This window comes from Pseudomonas marginalis (assembly GCF_001645105.1).
In the GTDB taxonomy this organism is placed as follows: Bacteria; Pseudomonadota; Gammaproteobacteria; order Pseudomonadales; family Pseudomonadaceae; genus Aquipseudomonas; species Aquipseudomonas petroselini.
Map to the genome: position 1 here is coordinate 181200 of NZ_LKEG01000052.1, position 23342 is coordinate 204541.

25 protein-coding genes are annotated in these 23342 nt (G+C 59.2%); 14 read left to right on the forward strand and 11 right to left on the reverse strand.

Annotation, left to right across the window (positions count from 1 at the left end):
- Nucleotides 1-185 precede the first annotated feature (185 nt).
- The 8 genes from rplM to AO064_RS22965 all read left to right on the forward strand — a co-directional run bounded on the left by rplM (nucleotide 186) and on the right by AO064_RS22965 (nucleotide 5983).
- On the forward strand, nucleotides 186-614 hold the full coding sequence (gene rplM / locus AO064_RS22930) for a 50S ribosomal protein L13 (RefSeq protein WP_003188508.1): 429 nt from the start codon (nucleotides 186-188) through the stop codon (nucleotides 612-614).
- Between the two features lie 14 nt (nucleotides 615-628).
- Nucleotides 629-1021 (forward strand): 30S ribosomal protein S9, encoded by a 393-nt coding sequence (gene rpsI / locus AO064_RS22935; protein WP_003171743.1) that lies wholly within the window; start codon nucleotides 629-631, stop codon nucleotides 1019-1021.
- Nucleotides 1022-1288: 267 nt separating this feature from the next.
- A complete protein-coding gene (petA, locus tag AO064_RS22940) occupies nucleotides 1289-1882 on the forward strand; it encodes a ubiquinol-cytochrome c reductase iron-sulfur subunit (RefSeq protein ID WP_012722203.1) in 594 nt (197 codons plus the stop codon).
- Nucleotides 1882-3093 carry a cytochrome b gene (locus tag AO064_RS22945; RefSeq protein ID WP_064054752.1) on the forward strand — a complete coding sequence of 404 codons (1212 nt, stop codon included), beginning with the start codon at nucleotides 1882-1884 and terminating at the stop codon, nucleotides 3091-3093. Before petA ends, AO064_RS22945 begins: the two co-directional genes overlap by 1 nt.
- On the forward strand, nucleotides 3093-3872 hold the full coding sequence (locus AO064_RS22950) for a cytochrome c1 (protein WP_064054753.1): 780 nt from the start codon (nucleotides 3093-3095) through the stop codon (nucleotides 3870-3872). Before AO064_RS22945 ends, AO064_RS22950 begins: the two co-directional genes overlap by 1 nt.
- Nucleotides 3873-4021: 149 nt before the next feature.
- Nucleotides 4022-4639, forward strand: coding sequence for a glutathione S-transferase N-terminal domain-containing protein (locus tag AO064_RS22955; RefSeq protein WP_012722206.1), 618 nt, complete (start codon nucleotides 4022-4024; stop codon nucleotides 4637-4639).
- Between the two features lie 17 nt (nucleotides 4640-4656).
- Nucleotides 4657-5076: a ClpXP protease specificity-enhancing factor gene (locus AO064_RS22960; RefSeq protein WP_012722207.1), complete on the forward strand. Its 420-nt coding sequence runs from the start codon at nucleotides 4657-4659 to the stop codon at nucleotides 5074-5076.
- Between the two features lie 157 nt (nucleotides 5077-5233).
- Nucleotides 5234-5983: a FadR/GntR family transcriptional regulator gene (locus tag AO064_RS22965; RefSeq protein ID WP_064054754.1), complete on the forward strand. Its 750-nt coding sequence runs from the start codon at nucleotides 5234-5236 to the stop codon at nucleotides 5981-5983.
- 10 nt (nucleotides 5984-5993) lie between these two features.
- Here AO064_RS22965 and AO064_RS22970 read toward each other — a convergent pair whose 3' ends face one another.
- Together AO064_RS22970 and AO064_RS22975 are read right to left on the reverse strand one after the other, a co-directional pair.
- Nucleotides 5994-6197, reverse strand: a complete 204-nt coding sequence (locus AO064_RS22970) for a hypothetical protein (RefSeq protein ID WP_064054755.1) — start codon at nucleotides 6195-6197, stop codon at nucleotides 5994-5996.
- Between the two features lie 191 nt (nucleotides 6198-6388).
- Nucleotides 6389-7546, reverse strand: a complete 1158-nt coding sequence (locus AO064_RS22975) for a hypothetical protein (protein ID WP_064054756.1) — start codon at nucleotides 7544-7546, stop codon at nucleotides 6389-6391.
- A gap of 244 nt (nucleotides 7547-7790) precedes the next feature.
- On the opposite strand from AO064_RS22975, the gene kdgD reads away from it, so the two are divergent.
- The 4 genes from kdgD to garD all read left to right on the forward strand — a co-directional run bounded on the left by kdgD (nucleotide 7791) and on the right by garD (nucleotide 13274).
- Nucleotides 7791-8702 (forward strand): 5-dehydro-4-deoxyglucarate dehydratase, encoded by a 912-nt coding sequence (gene kdgD, locus AO064_RS22980; protein WP_012722210.1) that lies wholly within the window; start codon nucleotides 7791-7793, stop codon nucleotides 8700-8702.
- 54 nt (nucleotides 8703-8756) lie between these two features.
- Nucleotides 8757-10202, forward strand: a complete 1446-nt coding sequence (locus AO064_RS22985) for an aldehyde dehydrogenase family protein (RefSeq protein ID WP_012722211.1) — start codon at nucleotides 8757-8759, stop codon at nucleotides 10200-10202.
- Between the two features lie 142 nt (nucleotides 10203-10344).
- Entirely contained in the window at nucleotides 10345-11709 is a 1365-nt protein-coding gene (locus AO064_RS22990; protein ID WP_012722212.1) for an MFS transporter, read from the forward strand.
- Nucleotides 11710-11720: 11 nt separating this feature from the next.
- Nucleotides 11721-13274: a galactarate dehydratase gene (gene garD, locus AO064_RS22995; protein ID WP_043204782.1), complete on the forward strand. Its 1554-nt coding sequence runs from the start codon at nucleotides 11721-11723 to the stop codon at nucleotides 13272-13274.
- Nucleotides 13275-13289: 15 nt separating this feature from the next.
- Here garD and AO064_RS23000 read toward each other — a convergent pair whose 3' ends face one another.
- The 3 genes from AO064_RS23000 to AO064_RS23010 are packed head-to-tail and all read right to left on the reverse strand — an operon-like array spanning nucleotide 13290 to nucleotide 15479.
- Nucleotides 13290-13994, reverse strand: coding sequence for an HAD-IB family phosphatase (locus AO064_RS23000; protein WP_064054757.1), 705 nt, complete (start codon nucleotides 13992-13994; stop codon nucleotides 13290-13292).
- Nucleotides 13991-14854: a 1-acyl-sn-glycerol-3-phosphate acyltransferase gene (locus AO064_RS23005; RefSeq protein WP_064054758.1), complete on the reverse strand. Its 864-nt coding sequence runs from the start codon at nucleotides 14852-14854 to the stop codon at nucleotides 13991-13993. Before AO064_RS23005 ends, AO064_RS23000 begins: the two co-directional genes overlap by 4 nt.
- A gap of 25 nt (nucleotides 14855-14879) precedes the next feature.
- Complete coding sequence (locus AO064_RS23010) at nucleotides 14880-15479, reverse strand: GNAT family N-acetyltransferase (RefSeq protein WP_012722216.1); 600 nt, start codon at nucleotides 15477-15479, stop codon at nucleotides 14880-14882.
- A 308-nt stretch (nucleotides 15480-15787) separates the two neighbouring features.
- On the opposite strand from AO064_RS23010, the gene AO064_RS23015 reads away from it, so the two are divergent.
- Complete coding sequence (locus tag AO064_RS23015) at nucleotides 15788-16729, forward strand: AEC family transporter (protein WP_012722217.1); 942 nt, start codon at nucleotides 15788-15790, stop codon at nucleotides 16727-16729.
- Between the two features lie 107 nt (nucleotides 16730-16836).
- Here AO064_RS23015 and AO064_RS23020 read toward each other — a convergent pair whose 3' ends face one another.
- From AO064_RS23020 to gatC, 6 genes are all read right to left on the reverse strand, one after another.
- Nucleotides 16837-17220 carry a carboxymuconolactone decarboxylase family protein gene (locus tag AO064_RS23020; protein WP_012722218.1) on the reverse strand — a complete coding sequence of 128 codons (384 nt, stop codon included), beginning with the start codon at nucleotides 17218-17220 and terminating at the stop codon, nucleotides 16837-16839.
- Nucleotides 17217-18263 carry a calcium/sodium antiporter gene (locus AO064_RS23025; protein ID WP_064054759.1) on the reverse strand — a complete coding sequence of 349 codons (1047 nt, stop codon included), beginning with the start codon at nucleotides 18261-18263 and terminating at the stop codon, nucleotides 17217-17219. The genes AO064_RS23020 and AO064_RS23025 overlap by 4 nt, the downstream gene beginning before the upstream one ends.
- 58 nt (nucleotides 18264-18321) lie before the next feature.
- Nucleotides 18322-18693 carry a septal ring lytic transglycosylase RlpA family protein gene (locus AO064_RS23030; RefSeq protein ID WP_012722220.1) on the reverse strand — a complete coding sequence of 124 codons (372 nt, stop codon included), beginning with the start codon at nucleotides 18691-18693 and terminating at the stop codon, nucleotides 18322-18324.
- Between the two features lie 172 nt (nucleotides 18694-18865).
- Nucleotides 18866-20311, reverse strand: coding sequence for an Asp-tRNA(Asn)/Glu-tRNA(Gln) amidotransferase subunit GatB (gatB, locus tag AO064_RS23035; protein ID WP_046034322.1), 1446 nt, complete (start codon nucleotides 20309-20311; stop codon nucleotides 18866-18868).
- A 10-nt stretch (nucleotides 20312-20321) separates the two neighbouring features.
- Nucleotides 20322-21773, reverse strand: coding sequence for an Asp-tRNA(Asn)/Glu-tRNA(Gln) amidotransferase subunit GatA (gene gatA, locus AO064_RS23040; RefSeq protein ID WP_064054760.1), 1452 nt, complete (start codon nucleotides 21771-21773; stop codon nucleotides 20322-20324).
- A gap of 16 nt (nucleotides 21774-21789) precedes the next feature.
- The gene (gatC, locus tag AO064_RS23045; RefSeq protein ID WP_064054761.1) at nucleotides 21790-22077 is read right to left on the reverse strand and encodes an Asp-tRNA(Asn)/Glu-tRNA(Gln) amidotransferase subunit GatC; all 288 of its coding nucleotides are present in this window, start codon (nucleotides 22075-22077) and stop codon (nucleotides 21790-21792) included.
- A 210-nt stretch (nucleotides 22078-22287) separates the two neighbouring features.
- Here gatC and mreB point away from each other — a divergent pair, with 210 nt between their 5' ends.
- Nucleotides 22288-23325, forward strand: coding sequence for a rod shape-determining protein MreB (gene mreB, locus AO064_RS23050; protein ID WP_002555108.1), 1038 nt, complete (start codon nucleotides 22288-22290; stop codon nucleotides 23323-23325).
- Nucleotides 23326-23342 lie beyond the last annotated feature (17 nt).

The following is a 23342-nucleotide window of genomic DNA, read 5'->3' on the forward strand; positions in this document are numbered from 1 at the left end:
ATTGCCCACCTCTTTCTGCAGTGGAAGTGATGCGCCGCCTGCCGAAGAATCTTGCCGTTGAACGGACGCGCCGACCCGAGCCCCCGATAGCGTCTGTATCCGGCTGCCTTTGACTTGTCAAAGTACGCACTATTCAGTAAGATCCGCCGTCTAATTTACAGGGCGGCCCCTGAGGCTATTAAAGAATGACAACTTTTACTGCAAAACCGGAAACAGTTCAGCGCGACTGGTTTGTCGTCGATGCCGCTGGTCAGACCCTGGGTCGTCTGGCCACTGAAGTCGCCAGCCGTCTGCGTGGCAAGCACAAGCCTGAGTACACCCCTCACGTTGACACCGGTGACTACATCGTGATCATCAACGCTGAGCAGGTTCGTGTAACCGGCAACAAAGCAAGCGACAAAATGTACTACCGTCACTCCGGTTTCCCAGGCGGTATCAAGTCTTCCAATTTCGAAGGCCTGATTGCCAAGAAGCCTGAAGCCCCGATCGAAATCGCGGTCAAAGGCATGCTGCCTAAGGGCCCACTGGGTCGCGATATGTTTCGCAAGCTGAAAGTCTATGCGGGCGCTGTACACCCTCATGCTGCTCAGCAGCCCCAAGAACTGAAGTTTTAACGGAATAGTTCATTATGTCGGCGACTCAAAATTACGGCACTGGCCGTCGCAAAACCGCAACCGCACGCGTTTTCCTGCGTCCGGGCACTGGTAACATCTCGATCAACAACCGCACTCTGGACAACTTCTTCGGCCGCGAAACTGCCCGCATGGTAGTTCGTCAGCCGCTGGAACTGACCGAGACAGTTGAAAAGTTCGACATCTACGTCACCGTTATCGGTGGCGGTGTAAGTGGTCAAGCTGGCGCAATCCGCCACGGTATCACTCGCGCTCTGATGCAGTACGACGAAACCCTGCGTGGCGCTCTGCGCAAAGCTGGCTTCGTGACTCGTGATGCCCGTGAAGTTGAACGTAAGAAAGTCGGTCTGCGTAAAGCGCGTAAGCGTCCGCAGTACTCGAAGCGTTAATTCGCTTTACGTTCCACAAAAACGCCCAGCCTCCTCACGGAGCTGGGCGTTTTTTATTGCCTGCGATTTATACACAAATTTCGCCGTGACAACTTGCCACATCCGTAGACCCCCTATACTACAAGGCCTGGAGGCTGAGCCCAGGGCAATTCCCTTGTCATACGTGGGGCTTTTCATTACCATTCGGCAAAATTTTTATAAGTAAAGATTCAACACTTAGTAGACGCCTGATTTAACAGGCCAAAAAAGCTGATGGGAGAGGACTGAATGAGCAATGACGGCGTGAATGCAGGCCGGCGTCGCTTCTTGGTAGCAGCCACATCCGTGGTGGGTGCTGCAGGAGCGGTGGGGGCTGCGGTCCCGTTCGTGGGGTCATGGTTTCCCAGTGCCAAGGCGAAAGCCGCAGGTGCACCGGTGAAGGTGAATATCAGCAAGATCGAGCCAGGGCAGCAGATGATTGCTGAATGGCGCGGCCAGCCGGTCTTCATTGTTCGTCGTACCGAGGAAATCCTGGGGAATCTGAAAAAGATAGAAGGCCAGCTGTCTGACCCCAAATCTGAGAATTCCGACCAGCCCGCCTACGCCAAGAACGAAGTGCGTTCGATCAAGCCAGAGATCCTGCTGCTGGTCGGTCTTTGTACCCACCTGGGTTGCTCGCCTACCTTTCGCCCGGAAGTGGCCCCGGTCGATCTGGGCAAGGACTGGGTCGGCGGTTACTTCTGCCCCTGCCACGGCTCCCACTACGACCTCGCCGGCCGTGTCTACAAGTCCCAGCCTGCTCCGTTGAACTTGCCGGTTCCTCCGCACAACTACGAATCTGACGACATCATTGTCATTGGCCTCGACAAGGAGAACGCGTGATGAGCAAGTTCATGGATTGGGTGGATGCGCGCTTCCCCGCCACTAAAATGTGGGAAGACCATCTCAGCAAATATTACGCGCCGAAGAACTTCAACTTCTTCTACTTCTTCGGCTCCCTGGCACTGCTGGTGCTGGTCAACCAGATCGTCACCGGGGTGTGGTTGACGATGAGCTATACGCCGTCGGCGGAAGAGGCGTTTGCCTCGGTCGAATACATCATGCGTGACGTCGAGTACGGCTCGATCCTGCGCCTGCTGCACTCCACCGGCGCGTCGGCGTTCTTTATCGTCGTCTACCTGCACATGTTCCGTGGCCTGCTCTACGGCTCGTACCAGAAGCCCCGCGAGCTGGTGTGGGTGTTCGGCATGCTGATCTACCTGGCGCTGATGGCGGAAGCCTTCATGGGCTACCTGCTGCCGTGGGGCCAGATGTCGTACTGGGGCGCCCAGGTGATCATCTCGCTGTTCGGTGCGATCCCGGTGATCGGCAACGACCTGACCCAGTGGATCCGCGGTGACTACCTGATCTCCGGCATCACCCTGAACCGCTTCTTCGCCCTGCACGTGGTGGCCTTGCCAATCGTGATCCTCGGCCTGGTAGTGCTGCACATTCTGGCCCTGCACGAAGTGGGTTCCAACAACCCCGACGGCGTCGACATCAAGAAGCACAAGGACGAAAACGGCATCCCGCTGGATGGCATTCCGTTCCACCCTTACTACACCGTGAAAGACATTGTCGGCGTGGTGGTGTTCCTGTTCGTGTTCTGCTCGATCGTGTTCTTTTTCCCGGAGATGGGCGGTTATTTCCTCGAGAAGCCGAACTTCGAACAAGCCAACGCCTTCAAGACGCCTGAGCACATTGCCCCGGTCTGGTATTTCACGCCGTTCTACGCGATCTTGCGCGCAATCCCCGACAAGCTCATGGGCGTGATCGCCATGGGCGCGGCCATTGCGGTGCTGTTCGTGCTGCCTTGGCTCGACCGCAGCCCGGTCAAGTCCATGCGCTACAAAGGCTGGCTGAGCAAGATCTGGCTGTTGGTGTTCTGCATTGCGTTCGTGATCCTGGGCGTGCTGGGCGTATTGGCGCCGACCCCAGAGCGTACGTTGTTGTCGCAGGTCTGCACCTTCCTGTACTTCGCCTACTTCATTCTGATGCCGTTCTACACCCGGCTCGAGAAGACCAAACCGGTTCCGGAAAGGGTGACTGGCTGATGAAAAAGTTATTCGTTGCATTGATGCTTGCGGCCCTGCCGCTACTGTCCTTCGCTGCCGAGCACGGCGGCCCGGAACTGGAAAAAGTCGATATCGACGTGTCTGACAAGGCGGCTATGCAAGACGGCGCGCGTACGTTCGCCAACTATTGCATGGGCTGCCACAGCGCCAAGTTCCAGCGTTACGAGCGGGTGGCCGATGACCTCGGTATCCCCCATGAAATGATGCTGGAGAAGTTGGTGTTCACCGGTGCCAAGATCGGCGACCACATGAACATCGGCATGAAGCCTGCCGACGCCAAGACCTGGTTCGGCGCAGCACCGCCTGACTTGACTCTGGTGGCACGTGTACGCGGCACCGACTGGCTCTACGGCTACCTGAAATCCTTCTACGAGGACCCGGCGCGCCCTTATGGCGTGAACAACCGTGTGTTCCGGAATGTCGGCATGCCTAACGTTCTGGTCGGCCTGCAAGGCAAGCAAGTGGTAGGATGCAAGCAGATCCAGGTCGTTGAAGACGGCAAGAAGCAATACGATCCGTTGACCGGCACACCTTTGACTCATGAAGCGTGCGATCAACTGAAGATAGAAACCCCAGGTTCGTTGACGGACGAGCAGTTCGACGAGAAGGTCAAGAACCTTGTGACCTTCCTGGCCTACTCCGCCAACCCGGTCAAACTGCAGCATCAGCGCATCGGTACGTATGTGTTGCTGTACCTGGCCTTCTTCTTCGTATTCGCCTATCTGCTCAAACGCGAATACTGGAAGGATGTGCATTGATCCAACCGTAAGCAATTGCTGTTAATCTTGCGCGCCCAGCGGCATCTCTGAATACGTAGCGGTCTGGTTCTACCAGGCGTTACAGGGATGCTCCCTGGGCGCGCTCGTTTTTGAGCTTTCGATAATTTCAACAAGCGAGGAGGACCGCCATGGGCGTGACCAACCGGTTGGCCTGTTACTCCGACCCCGCCGACCACTATTCCCACCGAGTACGCATCGTGCTCGCAGAGAAGGGTGTCAGCGCCGAGATCATCAGTGTGGAAGTGGGTCGTCATCCGCCGAAACTGATCGAAGTGAACCCTTACGGCAGCTTGCCCACCCTGGTCGATCGTGACCTGGCGTTGTGGGAGTCAACCGTGGTGATGGAATACCTGGATGAGCGTTATCCGCATCCGCCTTTGCTGCCGGTTTATCCGGTGGCGCGTGCCAACAGCCGACTGCTGATCCATCGGATCCAGCGTGACTGGTGCGGGTTGGTGGATTCGATTCTGGATTCGCGTACAAAAGAAGCTGTTCGGGTGCAGGCGCGTAAGGAATTGCGCGAGAGCCTGACCGGCGTTTCGCCGTTGTTCGCGGATAAACCTTTTTTCCTCAGTGAGGAACAAAGCTTGGTGGATTGCTGCCTATTACCGATACTCTGGCGCTTGCCGATTCTCGGTATTGAACTGCCGCGGCCGGCCAAGCCGCTGCTTGATTACATGGAGCGCCAGTTTGCGCGTGAGGCTTTCCAGGCGAGTCTGTCTGGCGTCGAACGCGATATGCGCTAAGGCTTAAGGAGCCGCTGATGAACTCCAGTCGACCCTACCTGGTCCGCGCGCTCTATGAGTGGATTGTGGACAACGATTGCACCCCGCACATGCTGGTCAATTCCGAATTTCCTGCGGTTCAGGTACCGGAGGGTTTTTCCAGTGACGGGCAGATTGTGCTGAACGTATCACCCAGTGCGGTGCGTCACCTGCACATGGACAATGAAGCGGTGAGCTTCGAAGGGCGTTTCGGCGGTGTGCCGCATACGCTGTACGTGCCGATTGGCGCCATCCTCGGCATCTATGCCCGGGAGAATGGTCAAGGCATGGTGTTCGATCTGGAGTCGCCTTTCGAGGAGGATGAAGCGATCGAAAGCGAAGCGGGTGATGATTTGCCACCACCGGATTCCGAGCCACCGCGCCCTAGCGGCCGGCCGAGCCTGAAGGTGGTGAAATGATGGGCTTGACCTTCGGGTAGGGCGAAAAAATGCCTCGACCTGTGTCGGGGCATTTTTTTGCGCGCAGGATAGGGATGAAAGTCGTGCCCGGACGGTGATCGTACAACCACCATAGGCTATGATGCGTGTTCAAGCTCAACGAGAAAGATGATTCATCATGGAAAACGCCAACACCGCCCCTCGTCTTCCCCGCAAGCGCCGCAGCCTTGCCCAGGAATTGGTCACGGTGTTGTCCGAGCAGATCCGCGACGGCCAACTCAAGCGGGGCGATAAGCTGCCCACCGAGTCGGCGATCATGGACGCCCATGGGGTCAGCCGCACGGTGGTGCGGGAGGCTATCTCACGTCTGCAGGCGGCGGGACAGGTAGAAACCCGCCATGGTATCGGCACTTTTGTGCTCGACACGCCAAGCCCGAGCGGCTTTCGCATCGATCCGGCCACGGTCGTTACCCTGCGCGATGTGCTGGCGATTCTGGAGCTGCGGATCAGCCTGGAAGTGGAGTCCGCCGGCCTCGCCGCGTTGCGCCGCAACGATGAACAATTGGCCGCCATGCGTGCGGCGCTCGATGCCCTGAATGAAAGCGCGGCGCACGCCGGCGATGCGGTGGCATCCGACTTTGCGTTCCACCTGGAAATTGCGCTGTCCACCGGCAACCGCTACTTCACCGACATCATGACCCACCTGGGCACCAGCATCATTCCCCGCACCCGCCTGAACTCGGCGCGCTTGGCCCATGACGACCAGCAGCACTACATGGGGCGCTTGAGTCGTGAGCATGAAGAGATTTACGAGGCGATTGCGCGTCAGGATTCGGATGCGGCGCGGGCGGCGATGCGGTTGCATTTGACCAACAGCCGCGAGCGGCTGCGCCATGCCCATGAAGAGGCGGAGGCGCAGCGACAGTAGCGCGATGACTTCAGGCAGGCTCCATGTCGTACTCGATAACTACTGTCACATCATCTTCCATGACGAACGTTTTGCTGATTACACGAAACCTGGTGCCGTCTTGAACAACAAAATCGCCTACCGCGATAATCTCGTTAACGCCTACGCAACCCTCTTGGGTTTGGGGCTGGTTGGTTCCGTTGACTTTAAAAGTCAGCATCGGTTTGTGCGCCATTTTCACACCTCATCGATTACCAAAATAATGTTTGCCTCTCCAGACGCTTACGCTGTTTAGTCCTCTCGGGCTGGACACTGGGGAGTCCGTGGCAACGTTAGGGATGTCTGTGATCTGGCGATACTGTCAGAATTAACAGTGGCGACGAACGGCCCCACGCGCGCGTTTGCACACGTGGAGCTATGATCACCTCAAGACTGCGGGTTGTTCGGCCTGTAATCCTTCAACAACAAATACGTACTCCACCCCCACCAATCATTCGTCCAGTGCTTGTCGTTCAGGTCATTCACCTCCTTGCGGCGCAGCACCTTATCCCCCTCCATCTTGAACAGCGGCGAGAAGTTATTCGTCGGGTTCTGCGCCGCATTCAGGTCCGGAACATACAACGGCGCCTTGAAGTTGGCCGGGGAGGGCGCGACACCGCTGATAAACGTCTCGAAGACCTCATCCGCCGAAGCCTGCACCGCACGTTTGACCTGCACCCGATTGTCCGCATCAATCGCGTCGAAGTAGCGCTTATCCCCATAGGCGTGCCACTGATCGCCCATGGCATTACGCACCTTGAGCCCGAACTTGCTGTCTTCGTCATGCATGAAACGGCTGATCAGCGAACCCAGTTCACCGGGTGTCACCACCGCAGCGAGTTGTTTGCGCGGCACACGCAAATGGCCTGCCGAAAACAGATCGGTCAAAAAGTGATCAGCAAAACCGTTCATGGCATACGCCAGTTCCAGCGCCTGATCGGTGCCGGTCTGGTGAGCCACGACAGCTTGCTGCAACGCCGCCGTATGCCCCGCCAGGTAGGCCGACAGCGCCCACTCGCCGAAGTGGTCGGCATTGTCCGCCGCCAACTTCAAATAGCGCCCCAGTGGAATCAGCGCCGACACCGCGCTGCCTCCGCCGGTGATGCGGTTCCATTCTCCAGACAACGTATCGCCCAGCGCGTCGTAAGCCTCATGGGCCTGCTTGCCCTCCTTGACCGCCTGCTGGACCGCAGAAATCTCCTTTTGCATCACGGCGAGGATCTTGTGTGCTTCTTCGCGCGCGGCGGGCAGCACGGCCAGGGAGTTGAAGGCTGCGATAAAGCGTTGCACGCGTTCGGCTGGGGAGGTGCCATCGCTGATGGGCTGGCCAGGAATGCCATAGAAGTCGCCGCCCAGGGCGATGACTTGGCCATACGTCAGCGCCAGTCCGTTGGGCAGGTGCAGTTCGATCTGGCGCGCGGGAATCGGCGCTGCATCTTTGACGAAGCGCAACAGGGTGTCATCGCCGATGGCGGTGTGTTCACCCCCTTCAAAACGCAGGGTGGGCGGTTTTTTTTCGGGTGCTGCGAGTTCAAGACCTGACATGTTAGCTCCTTGCTATGTCGTAGGAATCTTCCTTAAAGGCTGTATATATATACAGCTTTAGCGAGCATAGAGGAAAAAAGTCCCACGTCAAGAACAGCGGTTTTGAAGTGTTCCGCCCCTGCATCTGCGAACGGTCGATGAATTGCTGTTGACGAAATTATTTATAGTTGTACGATGACGTACGACATCACCAAAACCAACAACAACCTTTCAATAGAAAGTCTTCGCCCAGGGTGTTCGAATAATGAATCCACAAGAACTGAAGTCCATCCTCTCCCACGGTCTGCTGTCTTTCCCGGTGACCGATTTCAATGCCCAGGGTGACTTCCACCAGGCGGGCTACATCAAGCGCCTGGAATGGCTGGCCCCTTACGGCGCTACCGCCCTGTTCGCTGCCGGCGGTACCGGTGAGTTTTTCTCCCTCGCTGCCAGCGAATATTCCCAAGTGGTGAAAACCGCCGTTGATACCTGCGCCACCAGCGTGCCGATTCTTGCCGGTGTCGGCGGTGCAACCCGCCAGGCCATCGAGTACGCCCAAGAGGCCGAGCGCCTGGGTGCCAAAGGTTTGCTGCTGCTGCCGCATTACCTCACCGAAGCCAGCCAGGACGGTGTTGCCGCCCACGTTGAAGCCGTGTGCAAGTCGGTCAAGATCGGTGTCGTGGTCTATAACCGCAACGTTTGCCGCTTGACTGCGCCCCTGCTGGAACGCCTGGCCGAGCGCTGCCCGAACCTGATCGGCTACAAAGACGGCCTGGGTGACATCGAGTTGATGGTGTCGATCCGCCGTCGCCTGGGCGACCGTTTCAGCTACCTCGGTGGCTTGCCGACTGCAGAGGTTTACGCCGCTGCCTACAAGGCACTGGGCGTGCCGGTGTACTCCTCGGCGGTGTTCAACTTCATCCCGAAAACCGCGATGGACTTCTACCACGCCATTGCCCGCGACGATCACGCCACCGTCGGCAAGATCATCGACGACTTCTTCCTGCCGTACCTGGACATCCGCAACCGCAAGGCCGGTTACGCCGTGAGCATCGTCAAGGCAGGCGCGAAAATCGCCGGCTATGACGCAGGCCCGGTGCGCACCCCGCTGACCGATCTGCTGCCGGAAGAATACGAAGCCCTGGCCGCGCTGATCGACAAGCAAGGTCCGCAATAAATTATCCACAAGGCCGCTGAGCAATCAGCGGCCTTTTGCGTCAGGAGAAGATTCGTGTCTCAAGCTCAACGTTTTGATAACTACATCAATGGCCAGTGGGTGGCCGGCGCTGACTATTGCGTCAACCTCAACCCGTCGGAGTTGTCCGATGTCATTGGCGAATACGCCAAGGCTGACGTTGCTCAAGTCAACACCGCCATTGATGCTGCCCGCGCCGCGTTCCCGGCTTGGTCCACTTCCGGGATCCAGGCTCGCCACGATGCCTTGGATAAAGTCGGCAGCGAAATCCTCGCTCGCCGGGAAGAGCTCGGCACCCTGCTGGCCCGTGAAGAGGGCAAGACCCTGCCCGAAGCCATTGGCGAAGTGACCCGCGCCGGTAACATCTTCAAGTTCTTCGCCGGTGAGTGCCTGCGCCTGTCCGGTGACTACGTGCCATCGGTTCGCCCGGGCGTCAATGTCGAAGTCACCCGCGAAGCCCTGGGTGTGGTCGGTTTGATCACGCCGTGGAACTTCCCGATCGCCATCCCTGCGTGGAAAATCGCCCCGGCCTTGGCCTACGGTAACTGCGTGGTGATCAAGCCCGCCGAGCTGGTACCGGGCTGCGCCTGGGCCCTGGCAGAGATCATTTCCCGTGCCGGTTTCCCCGCCGGTGTATTCAACCTGGTAATGGGCAGCGGCCGTGTGGTCGGTGATGTGCTGGTCAACAGCCCGAAAGTCGATGGCATCAGCTTCACCGGTTCGGTGGGTGTCGGTCGCCAGATCGCCGTCAGCTGCGTGTCGCGCCAGGCCAAAGTGCAGTTGGAAATGGGCGGCAAGAACCCGCAGATCATTCTGGACGACGCCGACCTCAAGCAGGCCGTCGAGCTGTCCGTACAGAGCGCGTTCTACTCCACCGGCCAGCGTTGCACGGCGTCCAGTCGCCTGATCGTCACCGCCGGTATCCACGACCAGTTCGTCGCGGCCATGGCTGAGCGCATGAAGTCGATCAAGGTCGGCCACGCCCTCAAAAGCGGCACCGACATTGGCCCGGTGGTTTCCCAGGCCCAGTTGGACCAGGACCTCAAGTACATCGACATCGGCCAAAGCGAAGGTGCGCGGCTGGTCAGCGGTGGTGGCCTGGTGACCTGCGATACCGAAGGTTATTACCTGGCGCCGACGCTGTTTGCCGACAGCGAAGCCGCCATGCGCATCAGCCGTGAAGAGATCTTCGGCCCAGTGGCCAACGTAGTGCGCGTCGCGGACTACGAGGCGGCGCTGGCCATGGCCAATGACACCGAGTTCGGTTTGTCGGCGGGCATTGCCACGACGTCGCTGAAGTACGCCAACCACTTCAAGCGCCACTCCCAGGCCGGGATGGTAATGGTCAACCTGCCAACCGCCGGTGTGGACTATCACGTTCCGTTCGGTGGCCGTAAGGGTTCATCCTATGGTTCGCGTGAGCAAGGTCGCTATGCGCAAGAGTTCTACACCGTGGTGAAAACCAGCTACATCGGTTCGTAACACGCAACACCTGTGGAACCCGCTTATGTGGGAGCTGGCTTGTCTGCATCGCAGGCAAGCCAGCTCCCACATAAAGCGGTCCTCAGTAGCAATACACACAACAATTACCCGCAAAAAAAATAATTAGTGGGAGTACTTCTAGATGCAAGCGACCAAGCCGACCCACGTCCGCTATTTGATCCTGCTCATGCTGTTCCTGGTGACCACGATCAACTACGCCGACCGGGCCACCATCGCCATCGCGGGCTCCAGCCTGCAAAAAGACCTCGGCATCGACGCGGTCACCCTCGGTTATATCTTCTCCGCATTCGGTTGGGCCTACGTGGCCGGGCAAATCCCCGGCGGCTGGCTGCTCGACCGCTTCGGTTCGAAAAAAGTCTATGCCCTGAGCATTTTCACCTGGTCGCTGTTCACCGTGCTGCAAGGCTATGTCGGTGAGTTCGGTGTCTCCACTGCGGTTGTCGCGCTGTTTATGCTGCGTTTCATGGTGGGTCTGGCTGAAGCGCCATCCTTCCCGGGTAACGCACGCATTGTGGCCGCCTGGTTCCCGACGGCCGAGCGCGGTACGGCATCGGCTATCTTCAACTCGGCGCAGTACTTCGCCACGGTGCTGTTTGCACCGCTGATGGGATGGATCGTCTACCGCTTCGGCTGGCAGCACGTGTTTATCGTGATGGGCGTGATCGGCATCGTGTTCTCGCTGATCTGGCTGAAAGTGATCCACAGCCCACGCCAGCACCCAATGATCAACGAAGCCGAGCTCAACCACATCGCCGCCAATGGCGCGATGGTCGATATGGACCAGGATAAGGGCAAGGGTAAGAAAACCGACGGTCCTAAGTGGGATTACATCCGCCAGTTACTGACCAACCGCATGATGCTCGGCGTGTACCTGGGCCAGTATTGCATCAATGGCATCACCTACTTCTTCCTGACCTGGTTCCCGGTGTACCTGGTGCAGGACCGTGGTATGACCATCCTCAAGGCCGGTTTCATCGCCTCGTTGCCGGCGATCTGCGGCTTCATCGGCGGCGTGCTGGGTGGGGTGATTTCCGACTACCTGCTGCGCAAGGGCCATTCGCTGACGTTCGCCCGCAAGGCGCCGATCATCGCCGGCTTGCTGGTCTCCAGCAGCATCATTGCGTGTAACTATGTCGATGTTGAATGGATGGTCGTGGGCTTCATGGCCTTGGCTTTCTTCGGCAAAGGCGTTGGCGCACTGGGCTGGGCGGTGGTGTCTGACACGTCGCCGAAACAAATCGCCGGTCTCAGTGGCGGCTTGTTCAACACCTTCGGTAACCTGGCCTCGATCACTACGCCGATTGTCATCGGCTACATCATCAGCACCACCGGTTCGTTCAAATGGGCCCTGGTGTTCGTCGGCGCCAACGCGCTGGTGGCAGTGTTCAGCTATCTGGTCATCGTTGGCCCGATCAAGCGTGTAGTACTCAAAGAGCCGCCAGCCAAGGGCCCTGAGTTGAACAACCTAACCGAAGCGCATTCCTGAGGGGCCGTGTGATGCAGTTGATTGAACATGCCGACTCGCCGCGCTCGATTCGTTTGCACGAGCGCGACAACGTGGTGATCGTGGTCAATGACCAGGGCGTACCGGCCGGGACGGAGTTCCCGGACGGCCTGGTGACCGTGGATTTCATCCCCCAGAGCCATAAGGTGACCCTGGAAGATATCCCCGAAGGCGGTCAGATTATTCGCTACGGCCAGACCATTGGTTACGCCTTGGCGCCGATTCCGCGCGGCAGTTGGGTCCAGGAAGATCAACTGCGCATGCCGACCGCGCCACCGCTGGACAGCTTGCCGCTGTCCACCGAGGTGCCTGAAACCCAGGCGCCGCTGGAAGGGTTTACGTTCGAGGGTTACCGCAATGCCGACGGCACCGTGGGCACGCGCAATATCCTCGGCATCACCACCACGGTGCAATGCGTTACCGGTGTGCTGGACCACGCGGTCAAGCGCATCAAGGACGAATTGCTGCCCAAATACCCCCACGTCGATGACGTGGTGGCGCTGACCCACAGCTACGGCTGTGGGGTGGCGATTACGGCGACGGATGCCTACATCCCGATCCGTACCGTGCGTAACCTGGCGCGCAACCCGAACCTGGGCGGCGAAGCCTTGGTGATCAGCCTGGGCTGCGAGAAATTGCAGGCCGGGCAGGTGATGCACGACAACGACAGCTCCGTCGACCTGAGCGAGCCGTGGTTGTACCGGTTGCAGGATTCCAGCCACGGGTTTACCGAAATGATCGAGCAGATCATGGCGCTGGCCGAGGTGCGCTTGAAGAAGCTCGACCAGCGCCGCCGGGAAACCGTGCCGGCGTCGGAGCTGATCCTGGGCATGCAGTGCGGCGGCAGTGATGCGTTTTCCGGCATCACCGCCAACCCGGCGCTGGGTTATGCCTCGGATTTGCTGCTACGGGCCGGGGCGACGGTGATGTTCTCCGAAGTGACTGAAGTCCGCGATGCCATTTACCTGCTGACTTCGCGTGCAGAGACGAAGGAAGTTGCCGAGGAGCTGGTACGGGAAATGGACTGGTACGACCGTTACCTGGCCAAGGGCGAGGCGGATCGCAGCGCCAACACCACGCCAGGCAACAAGAAAGGCGGGTTGTCGAATATTGTCGAGAAGTCCCTGGGCTCCATCGTCAAATCCGGCAGCAGCGCGATCAACGGCGTGCTGGGTCCGGGCGAGCGGTTCAAGGGCAAGGGCCTGATCTTTTGCGCCACGCCGGCCAGCGACTTTGTGTGCGGCACCTTGCAACTGGCGGCGGGGATGAACCTGCACGTGTTCACCACTGGGCGTGGCACGCCTTATGGGTTGGCCATGGCGCCGGTAGTGAAGGTCTCGACCCGTACGGAGTTGGCGCAGCGCTGGCCGGACCTCATCGATATCGACGCCGGGCGCATTGCCACCGGGCGCGCGACCATCGAAGAGTTGGGCTGGGAGTTGTTCCACTTCTACCTGGATGTGGCCAGCGGCAAGAAGCAAACGTGGGCGGAGCATCACAAGTTGCATAACGACATTACGTTGTTCAACCCGGCGCCGATCACCTAGGTCTTCTTGCTGGAATCAAGGCAGTGCCCTCATCAAGGCCTGGAGATGGGGGTAAACCTGTTTCGGGCTGTCAGCCCGGAGGATATGCCCGGACATCTCGGGCATAGGCTGCGTCGTGTAGTAGTCGGCGCAGACAAAGCCGTCAACCCAGCCATCGGCATACACCTGATGGTCGGAGCCAGCGTCTCCGACCATCAGGACGCTTCCCTGGAGCCGGCCGTTCTTGCGCCATTGCCGAACAATCTTGCTCTTGCCCCTGCTGGGGTTTATCAGTGGCGACGGTCGCGGGCACACGGCGCGTGATCCGGCCCAGAAAAGACGGTTGGCTTTAACGTCCTGTGCGTTGATATTCAGTGAGTGAGCAATGGGGGCAATCCACTCTGTGTATCCGCCGGAAAGGATATGCACTTGTGTACCTTCTTGCTGCAGGTTGTGCAGCGTTTGCACAAGCGCTGGGTCGAGGTTGCCAATGATCGCTTGGGTATAACGATGAACGTGATGCTTGCGCACGCACGCCAGGGTCTTCATCAAGTACAGCAACTCCCGGATATTGGCTTGGCCTGACAAGGCTTTGGGCACAATCAAGTTGAGTTGTTCCAGCGTTACCTGAGCGTTCGGGCTGTCGGCAATTGCCGATTTGACGATCTCAAGCGTGCTTTCGTGGTTCACCAAGGTCTGGTCGAAGTCGAAAATGACATGCGTTGCAGGGGGCGCTTTCATCGGCGTGCCTGCGCATCTATCTGGCGATAGCGGTGCTTATCCTCTCGGGTCCAGTGGGTCGCGGCAATTCCCAAGTGCTGGGCGATGCGTGCTTGTATCTGGTCGGCAAACGCTTGCCCGCTCTGATGCTCCTCGCGTTCCAGGCGTTCCAGATAGGTCATTTCGCAGACCATCCAGGGCATCATCAGCAAGCGTAGGAAACTCGCCAGGGCGGAGGCATGAAGCGGGCTTGCGACCAGGCCGAACGGGAGAGTCAGGCGCCCGGCCAGTGGCACGACGGGTAACTGGCGGCTCAACAGCCCAGCCCGAAAGCGATACAAGCCGTGGCCATTGTTAATGGTCGCTTCGGGGGTGGTGTAGAGAGCGGTCCCTTGGGGGTTGGTTCGCATCTTTTGCAGATTGCGGGAGAAGGTCTTCTTATCGGCACCGTTCCAGAAGTGCCCACCCGAGCATTTGATCAGCAGCAAAGCCGTGAGGGCGACAACCCGGTTGTAGCCGCTGGACGCCACCAGCGTTGCTCCAGGCATCGCCAGGATTGCAAACGGATCAATCACGCTGACGTGGTTGGCGGCCACCACACAACCGCTGGTGAGCGTTGAGATTTGTCGCGGTGACAGGGCGCACTTGATGCGAATGCCCAGTATCCAGAGAAGGCCTCGATACAGGATTCGCTTGGCGCCTACTGGAAGCGGCCAGGCGATCAGGCTCACTGCGATCATCGAGACCAGGCGCACACACGCCAGCACACAACCGAAGGGCAGGTAAAGTTGCCGTAGAACGCTGGGGAACGCCCAGGTTTTCCGGGTGCACAGGCCTGCTATAGAGTGAAGGGGGTCGAGTGGCGGCACTTTGTTGTTCATGGTGGCTTACTCAGCAGTGTTTTTTTCAAGCCAGCTTTTTCTGCTCGGCAGTTTTCATTCGGCGTGAGAACCGATTGATTCGCTCCAGGTTGGCAGGGCTTATTTCTTTGAAGCGCTCACACGTAAGGTCGATCTTTGTGTGAGGGCCGAAGGCGGTTTCCATCACCTCTCCTGTGAGCTCCGGCATGTGCAAGAATGCTTTGTTCATTTCCAGCGCACGGTGATGGTTGACGTTGGTCAGTGTGTAAATGCGGTCAAAACCCACGTGCAAAAAACCGTACTCAAGTGCCAGGTGGATGGCAATAAAGGGATAGGGTGTGCCCCAGTATTTTTTGAGGAAACGATTGCCAAAGTTAATGCCATGCTCTTTTTTCGAGAATCCGGCATAACCAATAAAGGGGCCGTCCAGGCCAATGCTTACAGCCCAGCGCGACCAGTTCTGCTCGGCAATTTCTTTTTTGAACGTTGATATTTCGTTTATGGCAGCGGCCCTGTCTCGCGTGCTGCCGGCCGAAATGAACTTCATTGCCTCGGGGTCGCTGAGGAGTTCGGTATAACCCTCAACGTCCTGATCATCCCAACTTCTGATATACACATTGTGTAAATGGTTGAAGGATTTACGCATGAGCCCCTCTCGCGCCTCGAAATAATGGTGGTTTGCTGCTGAGTTGTGATTTCGTTACAGAGGGATTTTCAGGGGCGGCAATTATGAAGAAGAGGTGTGGAGTCCCATTTATGCGTAGGAGTCTGTGTAGCGTTGTGTGCGAGGAATACGTGATGGGTGAGATCCCGTGGTTATTTCATACGAAATAGGCACAGTTCCGAGTTCAAGTTTTTTTAGTTTGTATTGATGTGTCGAAATGAAGTGCGAGCAACCAGCGCGACTGCTTTATAATCGCAACCCCTGATAACAGGACTTAAGGCTGATACAGCATGCTCGCCATTTTCCTTGCGACGCTCACCATCACCGCGCCGGTGTTTGCCATGCTGTTTCTCGGTGTGTTGCTCAAGCGCCTCAACTGGATCAACGACAACTTTATCCACACCGCCTCGTCCCTGGTGTTCAATGTCACCATGCCGGCGTTGTTGTTCCTCGGCATCCTGCATGCCGACCTGCATTCGGCGCTCAAACCGGGTTTGCTGATCTACTTTGCCGTCGCCACGCTGCTCAGCTTTGCCTTGGCCTGGGGCTGGGCGATTTTCCGTTGCAAGCGTGAAGACCGTGGCATCTATACCCAGGGCGCGTTTCGCGGCAATAACGGCGTGATCGGCCTGGCACTCGCGGCCAGTATGTACGGCGACTACGGTATCTCTCTCGGCGCGATCCTCGCCGCACTGGTGATCCTGTTCTACAACACGTTGTCGACCATCGTGCTGGCGGTCTACAGCCCAGTCATCAAGTCCGACCCGTGGAGCATCTTCAAAAGTGTGGTGGCCAACCCGCTGATCATCAGCGTGATTGTCGCCGCCCCGTTCGCCTATTTTCAGATCGGCTTGCCGGGTTGGCTGGAAAAATCCTTGGGGTACCTGGCAGACACCACGTTGCCGCTGGCGCTGATCTGCATTGGTGGCACCTTGTCGTTGGCCGCATTGCGCAAGAGCGGCAACATGGCCCTGAGCGCGAGCCTGATGAAAATGGTCTGGCTCCCGGTGGTCGCCACCCTGGGCGCCTGGCTGCTGGGGTTCCGAGGGCCGGAGTTGGGGATTCTGTTCCTGTATTTCGGCGCGCCGACGGCCGCTGCGAGCTTTGTCATGGCCAGGGCGGCCGAGGGCAATCATGAGCTGGCGGCGGCGATTATTGTGATCACCACCCTGATGGCGGCAGTGACCACGAATATCGGGATCTTTGTGTTGCAGGCGGGTGGTTGGATCTGAACGCTCGGGTGCCTGTGAGGGCCAATCGGGGGCAAGCCCCCTCCCACATTTGGATGGGTGAACACCTTCATTGTGAGAGGGGCTTGCCCCCGATAGCTATCTGACCGTCACTGCTGATCTGCCTGATACGCCTCGATCACTTCCTGCGCCGCACGAAACGCATCAATCGCCGCCGGCACTCCGGCGTACACCGCGCAATGCAGCAGCGCTTCGCGGATCTCTTCCACGCTGCAACCATTGTTCAGCGCGCCGCGCACATGGCCCTTGAGCTCTTGCGGGCACTTCAGCGCGGTCAGGGCGGCGAGGGTGATCAGGCTGCGGGTTTTCAGCGACAACCCCTCGCGGTTCCACACACTGCCCCAGGCGTGCTCGTTGACGAAGTCCTGCAGCGGCTGGGTGAACTCGGTGGCATTGCCCAAGGCACGGTCGACGAATACATCCCCCATGACCTGGCGACGCATTTCAACCCCAGGCTTTTTTTGATCGGTCATTGCGATTCCCTCTTGTGTTGGCGGCGCCAGGCTCGCAGCGTGCTGAACAACAGAAACGCCACCAGCACCGGCAAGACGTAATACAGCATCAGTTGTTCAAGCTTGTTGGCCAGGGGCATGCCGGTGGTGAACGTCATTACATGCAGCCCGTACGCCAGGTACAGGCCCAGCAGCACCAGGCCTTCGGCACGGGTCACGCGGTAACCGGTGTAGAACACCGGCAGGCACAGCACCACCACGCCGAGCATCACCGGCAGGTCAAAGTCCAAGGCATTCGGCGAAACCGACAGCGGCGAGGGCGCGAGCAAGGCGGTCAGCCCCAATACGCCGAGCAGGTTGAACAGGTTGCTGCCGATCACGTTGCCCACGGCAATTTCCCGCTCGCCGCGCAGGGCGGCAATCAGCGAGGTGGCCAGGCACGGCAGCGAGGTGCCGACACCGATCAGCGTCAGGCCGATGATGCGTTCCGACAGGCCCAGGTCGCTCGCCACGTCCACGGCAGCGCCGAGCAACAGATGCCCGGCCAGCACCAGAATCAGCAGCCCGCCGAGCATCAACAGCACGCTGCTCAGCCATGGCGCCCTGGCCACGGTGTCCAGCGTGCGCGGGCGGCGGGAGTGGCGCGTCTGGTAATGCAGCACGCCGAGGTAGGCGATCAGGGCCACGAGCAACAGCAGGCCGTCGATGGGTGTGAGCTCTTCATTGGCTGCCAGGGTAAACACCAGCAGGCCGGCCAGGATCATCACCGGGATATCCAGGCGTACCAGTTGCCGGGAGACCCGCAGCGGAATGATCAGCGCCGACAGGCCCAGGGTTACAAGGATGTTGAAGATGCTGCTGCCGATCACGCTGCCCACGGCGATATCCGTATTGCCGGCCAGGGTGGCCTGCAGGCTCACGGTCATCTGTGGCGCGCTGCTGCCGAAGGCGACGATGGTCAGGCCAATGATCAACGGCCGCACCTTGAGGCTCGCGGCCAGGCGTACGGCGGCCCGCACCAGGATTTCGGCGCCGACGATCAGCAGCAGGAGGCCGCTGACCAATTCCAGAAGGCTCCAGGGGGAGAGGGCGGTTAGTCTGAAAATGGCCGGGCCTCCATCGTCAGTTGCTCAAGGCTTGTACGCGCACGCGTGCGGTGCCGCTGCTGATCATACCCAGCTGCTCGGCGGCCTTGCGTGAAAGATCAATCAAGCGCCCACGGGTATGCGGGCCGCGATCGTTGATGCGCACAACCACGGATCTGTCGTTGTCGAGGTTGGTGACCTTGACCTGGGTGCCGAAGGGCAATCGCCGATGGGCGGCGGTCAAGGCGTTCTGGTTGAAAGGTTCACCGCTGGCAGTCTTGTTGCCATGGTGTTTGGCGCCGTAATAGGAAGCGGTGCCGGTTTCGTCGTAACCGTTGGGGTTGATGACGCCGCTGGCGCAGCCGGCCAGCAGGGAGGACAGGATCATCAGGCCGAGTAGGCGCTTCATTCAAGGTATCCCCATATCAAAGGTGGAAGGGGCTTATGTGGGAGGGGGCTTGCCCCCGATAGCGGTGTATCAGCCAGGCATTCGTCAGCTGACACTCTGCAATCGGGGGGCAAGCCCCCTCCCACCTTGGTCCGAGCCGAGCATGAGATCTCAGTCGGCCCCTTCATCGCTATCAGCCTTCAAGCTTGCTTTTCAGCAGCTCGTTCACCTGTTGCGGGTTGGCCTTGCCTTTGGAGGCTTTCATCGCCTGGCCCACAAAGAAGCCGAACATCTTGCCGCGCTTGGCTTCGTCTGCCGCACGGTATTGCTCGACCTGCTCGGCATTGGCCGCGAGCATTTCATCCAGCACGGCCGAAATCGCGCCGCTGTCGGTGACTTGCTTGAGGCCACGCTTCTCGATGATCTCGTCGGCACTGCCTTCACCGCTGGCCATGGCTTCGAACACGGTCTTGGCAATTTTGCCGGAGATGGTGTTGTCCTTGATGCGCAGCAGCATGCCGCCCAGTTGCTCGGCGGTGACGGGGGCTTCGTCGATTTCCAGGCCCTGTTTGTTCAGCAGGCTGCCCAGCTCGACCATCACCCAGTTGGCCGCCAGCTTGGCGTCACCGGCGATGCTCACGACTTTTTCGAAGTAGTCGGCTTGTTCGCGGCTGGAAGCCAGCACGCTCGCATCGTAGACCGACAGGCCGAACTGCGCCTGGAAGCGTTCGCGTTTTTGCGGCGGCAGTTCCGGCAGGGTAGCGCGGATGTCATTGAGGAACGAATCCTCGATCACCACCGGCAACAGGTCCGGGTCGGGGAAGTAACGGTAGTCGTTGGCTTCCTCTTTGCTGCGCATGGCGCGGGTTTCGTCTTTGTTCGGGTCGTACAGGCGGGTTTGCTGGATCACTTTGCCGCCGTCCTCGATCAGTTCGATCTGGCGACGTACTTCGGTGTTGATCGCCTTCTCGATGAAGCGGAACGAGTTGACGTTCTTGATCTCGCAGCGAGTGCCGTACTCGGCCTGGCCTTTGGGGCGTACCGACACGTTGCAGTCGCACCGCAGCGAGCCTTCGGCCATGTTGCCGTCGCAGATGCCCAGGTAACGCACCAGCGCGTGGATGGTCTTGACGTAGGCCACGGCTTCCTTGGCGCTGCGCATGTCCGGTTCGGAAACGATCTCGAGCAGCGGTGTGCCGGCGCGGTTCAGGTCGATGCCGGTGGCGCCGTTGAATTCTTCATGCAGGCTTTTGCCGGCGTCTTCTTCCAAATGTGCGCGGGTTACGCCGACGCGCTTGATGGTGCCGTCTTCCAGTGGGATGTCCAGGTAGCCCTTGCCGACGATTGGCAACTCCATCTGGCTGATCTGGTAGCCCTTGGGCAGGTCCGGGTAGAAGTAGTTCTTGCGCGCGAACACGTTGTGCTGGCCGATCTCGGCGTCAATCGCCAGGCCGAACATCACCGCCATGCGCACCGCTTCCTGGTTCAGCACCGGCAGCACGCCGGGCATGCCCAGGTCTACCAGGCTCGCCTGGGTGTTGGGCTCGGAGCCGAACGTGGTGGCGCTACCGGAGAAAATCTTCGATTGGGTGGCGAGCTGGGTATGAATCTCCAGCCCGATCACAACTTCCCATTGCATAGTGTTCTCCTCAGAAGCCGGTAGGGGTGCGAGTGTGCCAGTCGGTGTTCAACTGGTACTGGTGCGCCACATTGAGCAGGCGGCCTTCCTGGAAATATGGGGCGAGCAATTGCACGCCGACCGGCAGGCCATCGACGAAACCGGCGGGAATGGACAAGCCCGGCAGGCCCGCGAGGTTGGCGGTGATGGTGTAGAGGTCTTCCAGGTACTCGGCAATCGGGTCGCCTGTCTTGGCGCCGATCTTCCAGGCCGGGTTCGGCGTGGTCGGGCCGAGGATCACGTCGACTTCTTCAAAGGCCGCCATGAAGTCGTTCTTGATCAGGCGACGGATTTTCTGCGCCTTGAGGTAGTACGCGTCGTAGTAGCCCGCCGACAGGGCGTAGGCCCCGACCATGATCCGGCGTTGTACTTCGGCGCCGAAGCCTTCGCCACGGGAGCGTTTGTACAGGTCGGTGAGGTCTTTCGGGTTTTCGCAGCGGTAGCCAAAGCGCACGCCGTCGAAACGCGACAGGTTGGAAGAGGCTTCCGCTGGCGCGATCACATAGTAGGCAGGAATCGCGTGCTGGTTGTTCGGCAGGCTGATTTCCTTGATCACCGCACCGAGGCCTTCCAGCGTCTTGACGCTGTTGTGCACCAGCTCGGCGATACGCGGGTCGAGACCGGCGCTGAAGTATTCCTTCGGCACGCCGATGCGCAGGCCCTTGATCGAGGTGTTCAGGCTGGCGCTGTAGTCCGGCACGGGCTCATCGATGCTGGTGGAGTCCTGTTTATCGAACCCGGCCATACCTTGTAACAAAATTGCGCAGTCTTCAGCAGTACGGGCCAGGGGGCCGCCCTGATCCAGGCTGGAGGCGTAGGCGATCATGCCCCAGCGGGAAACGCGACCGTAGGTCGGCTTCAACCCGGTAAGGTTGGTGAACGCCGCCGGCTGGCGGATCGAACCGCCCGTGTCGGTGGCCGTGGCAGCCGGCAGGAAACGCGCGGCAACGGCGGCGGCCGAACCACCGGACGAACCACCGGGCACGTGGTCGAGGTTCCACGGGTTTTTCACCGCGCCGTAGTAGCTCGACTCGTTGGCCGAACCCATGGCGAACTCGTCCATGTTGGTCTTGCCCAGGGTCACAGCCCCGGCGGCAGCCAGCTTGGACACCACGGTGGCGTCGTAGGGGGCCTTGAAGTTGTCGAGCATCTTCGAGCCGCAACTGGTGCGAATGCCCTGGGTGCAGAACAGGTCCTTGTGGGCGATAGGGGCGCCCAGCAGTGCGCCCTGTTCACCGTTGGCGCGACGTGCGTCGGCAGCCTTGGCCTGGCTCAAGGCCAGCTCTTCGGTGAGGCTGATGAAGCTGTTGACCTTCGGATCGTGCTCGGCGATACGCGCCAGCAGGGTCTTGGTCAGCTCTTCGGAAGAAAACTTTTTGTCGGCGAGACCGCGGGCGATCTCGGCCAGAGTCATGTGATGCATTGCAGGCTCTTTCCCTTTAGTCGATGACTTTCGGAACCAGGTACAGGCCGTTTTCGACCGATGGCGCGATGGACTGGTAGGCCTCGCGATTATTACTTTCGGTCACGACGTCTGCGCGCAGGCGCTGGCTGGCTTCCAGCGGGTGAGCCAGGGGCTCGATGCCGTCGGTATTCACGGCCTGCATTTGGTCGACCAGCCCGAGAATACTGTTCAGGGCTGCGGTGGTCTGTGGAAGATCGTCTTCATTCAGGCCAAGCGAGGCCAAATGCGCGATTTTTTCCACATCGGAGCGTTCAAGCGTCATGGGAATCTCCAGTGGAAAACAGAACGGAGGCTGTCCGTGTGTTAGATTGTCGGAACACTACCGCATTTCTACGGTCTTACGGCCGCGATTGTGGGGGTTGGTGCACAGAAAGTCGGCCAATTTAGCACATTGGCGCCTTGCCCAAAATCCCTGTCGTTGTTAGAGTTTGCCGCACTTTTTTACCCACGCGTTGCCTAGGGTCCCTTTCCCATGTTCAAGAAACTGCGTGGCATGTTTTCCAGCGATCTTTCCATTGACCTGGGCACTGCCAACACCCTTATTTACGTGCGCGAGCGCGGTATCGTCCTGAATGAGCCATCGGTTGTGGCCATTCGGACCCATGGTAATCAGAAAAGTGTCGTTGCCGTCGGCACCGAGGCCAAGCGCATGCTCGGCCGTACACCAGGCAATATTGCTGCCATTCGTCCGATGAAAGACGGCGTGATCGCCGACTTCAGTGTCTGCGAGAAGATGCTGCAGTACTTCATCAACAAGGTTCACGAAAACAGTTTCCTGCAGCCCAGCCCTCGTGTGCTGATCTGCGTTCCATGCAAATCCACCCAGGTTGAGCGTCGTGCCATCCGTGAATCGGCCCTTGGTGCCGGTGCTCGCGAAGTGTTCCTGATCGAAGAGCCGATGGCTGCTGCGATCGGTGCCGGCCTGCCGGTAGAAGAAGCCCGCGGTTCGATGGTGGTGGATATCGGTGGTGGTACCACTGAAATCGCCCTGATTTCCCTGAACGGTGTGGTGTATGCCGAATCCGTACGCGTCGGCGGCGACCGTTTCGACGAAGCGATCATCACCTATGTGCGTCGTAACTACGGCAGCCTGATCGGCGAATCCACCGCCGAGCGCATCAAGCAGGAAATCGGTACCGCTTATCCGGGCGGCGAAGTGCGCGAAGTCGATGTTCGCGGTCGCAACCTGGCCGAAGGCGTTCCACGTGCCTTCACCCTGAACTCCAATGAAGTGCTGGAAGCTCTGCAAGAGTCCCTGGCCACTATCGTTCAGGCCGTGAAGAGCGCCCTGGAGCAATCGCCGCCGGAACTGGCTTCCGATATCGCCGAGCGTGGGCTGGTGCTGACCGGTGGTGGCGCCTTGCTGCGCGACCTCGACAAACTGCTGGCCCAGGAAACCGGCTTGCCGGTGATTGTCGCCGAAGACCCGCTGACCTGCGTCGCCCGTGGCGGTGGCCGTGCACTGGAAATGATGGATAAACACACCATGGACCTGCTTTCCAGCGAATAAGCATTTGCTGATTAGCC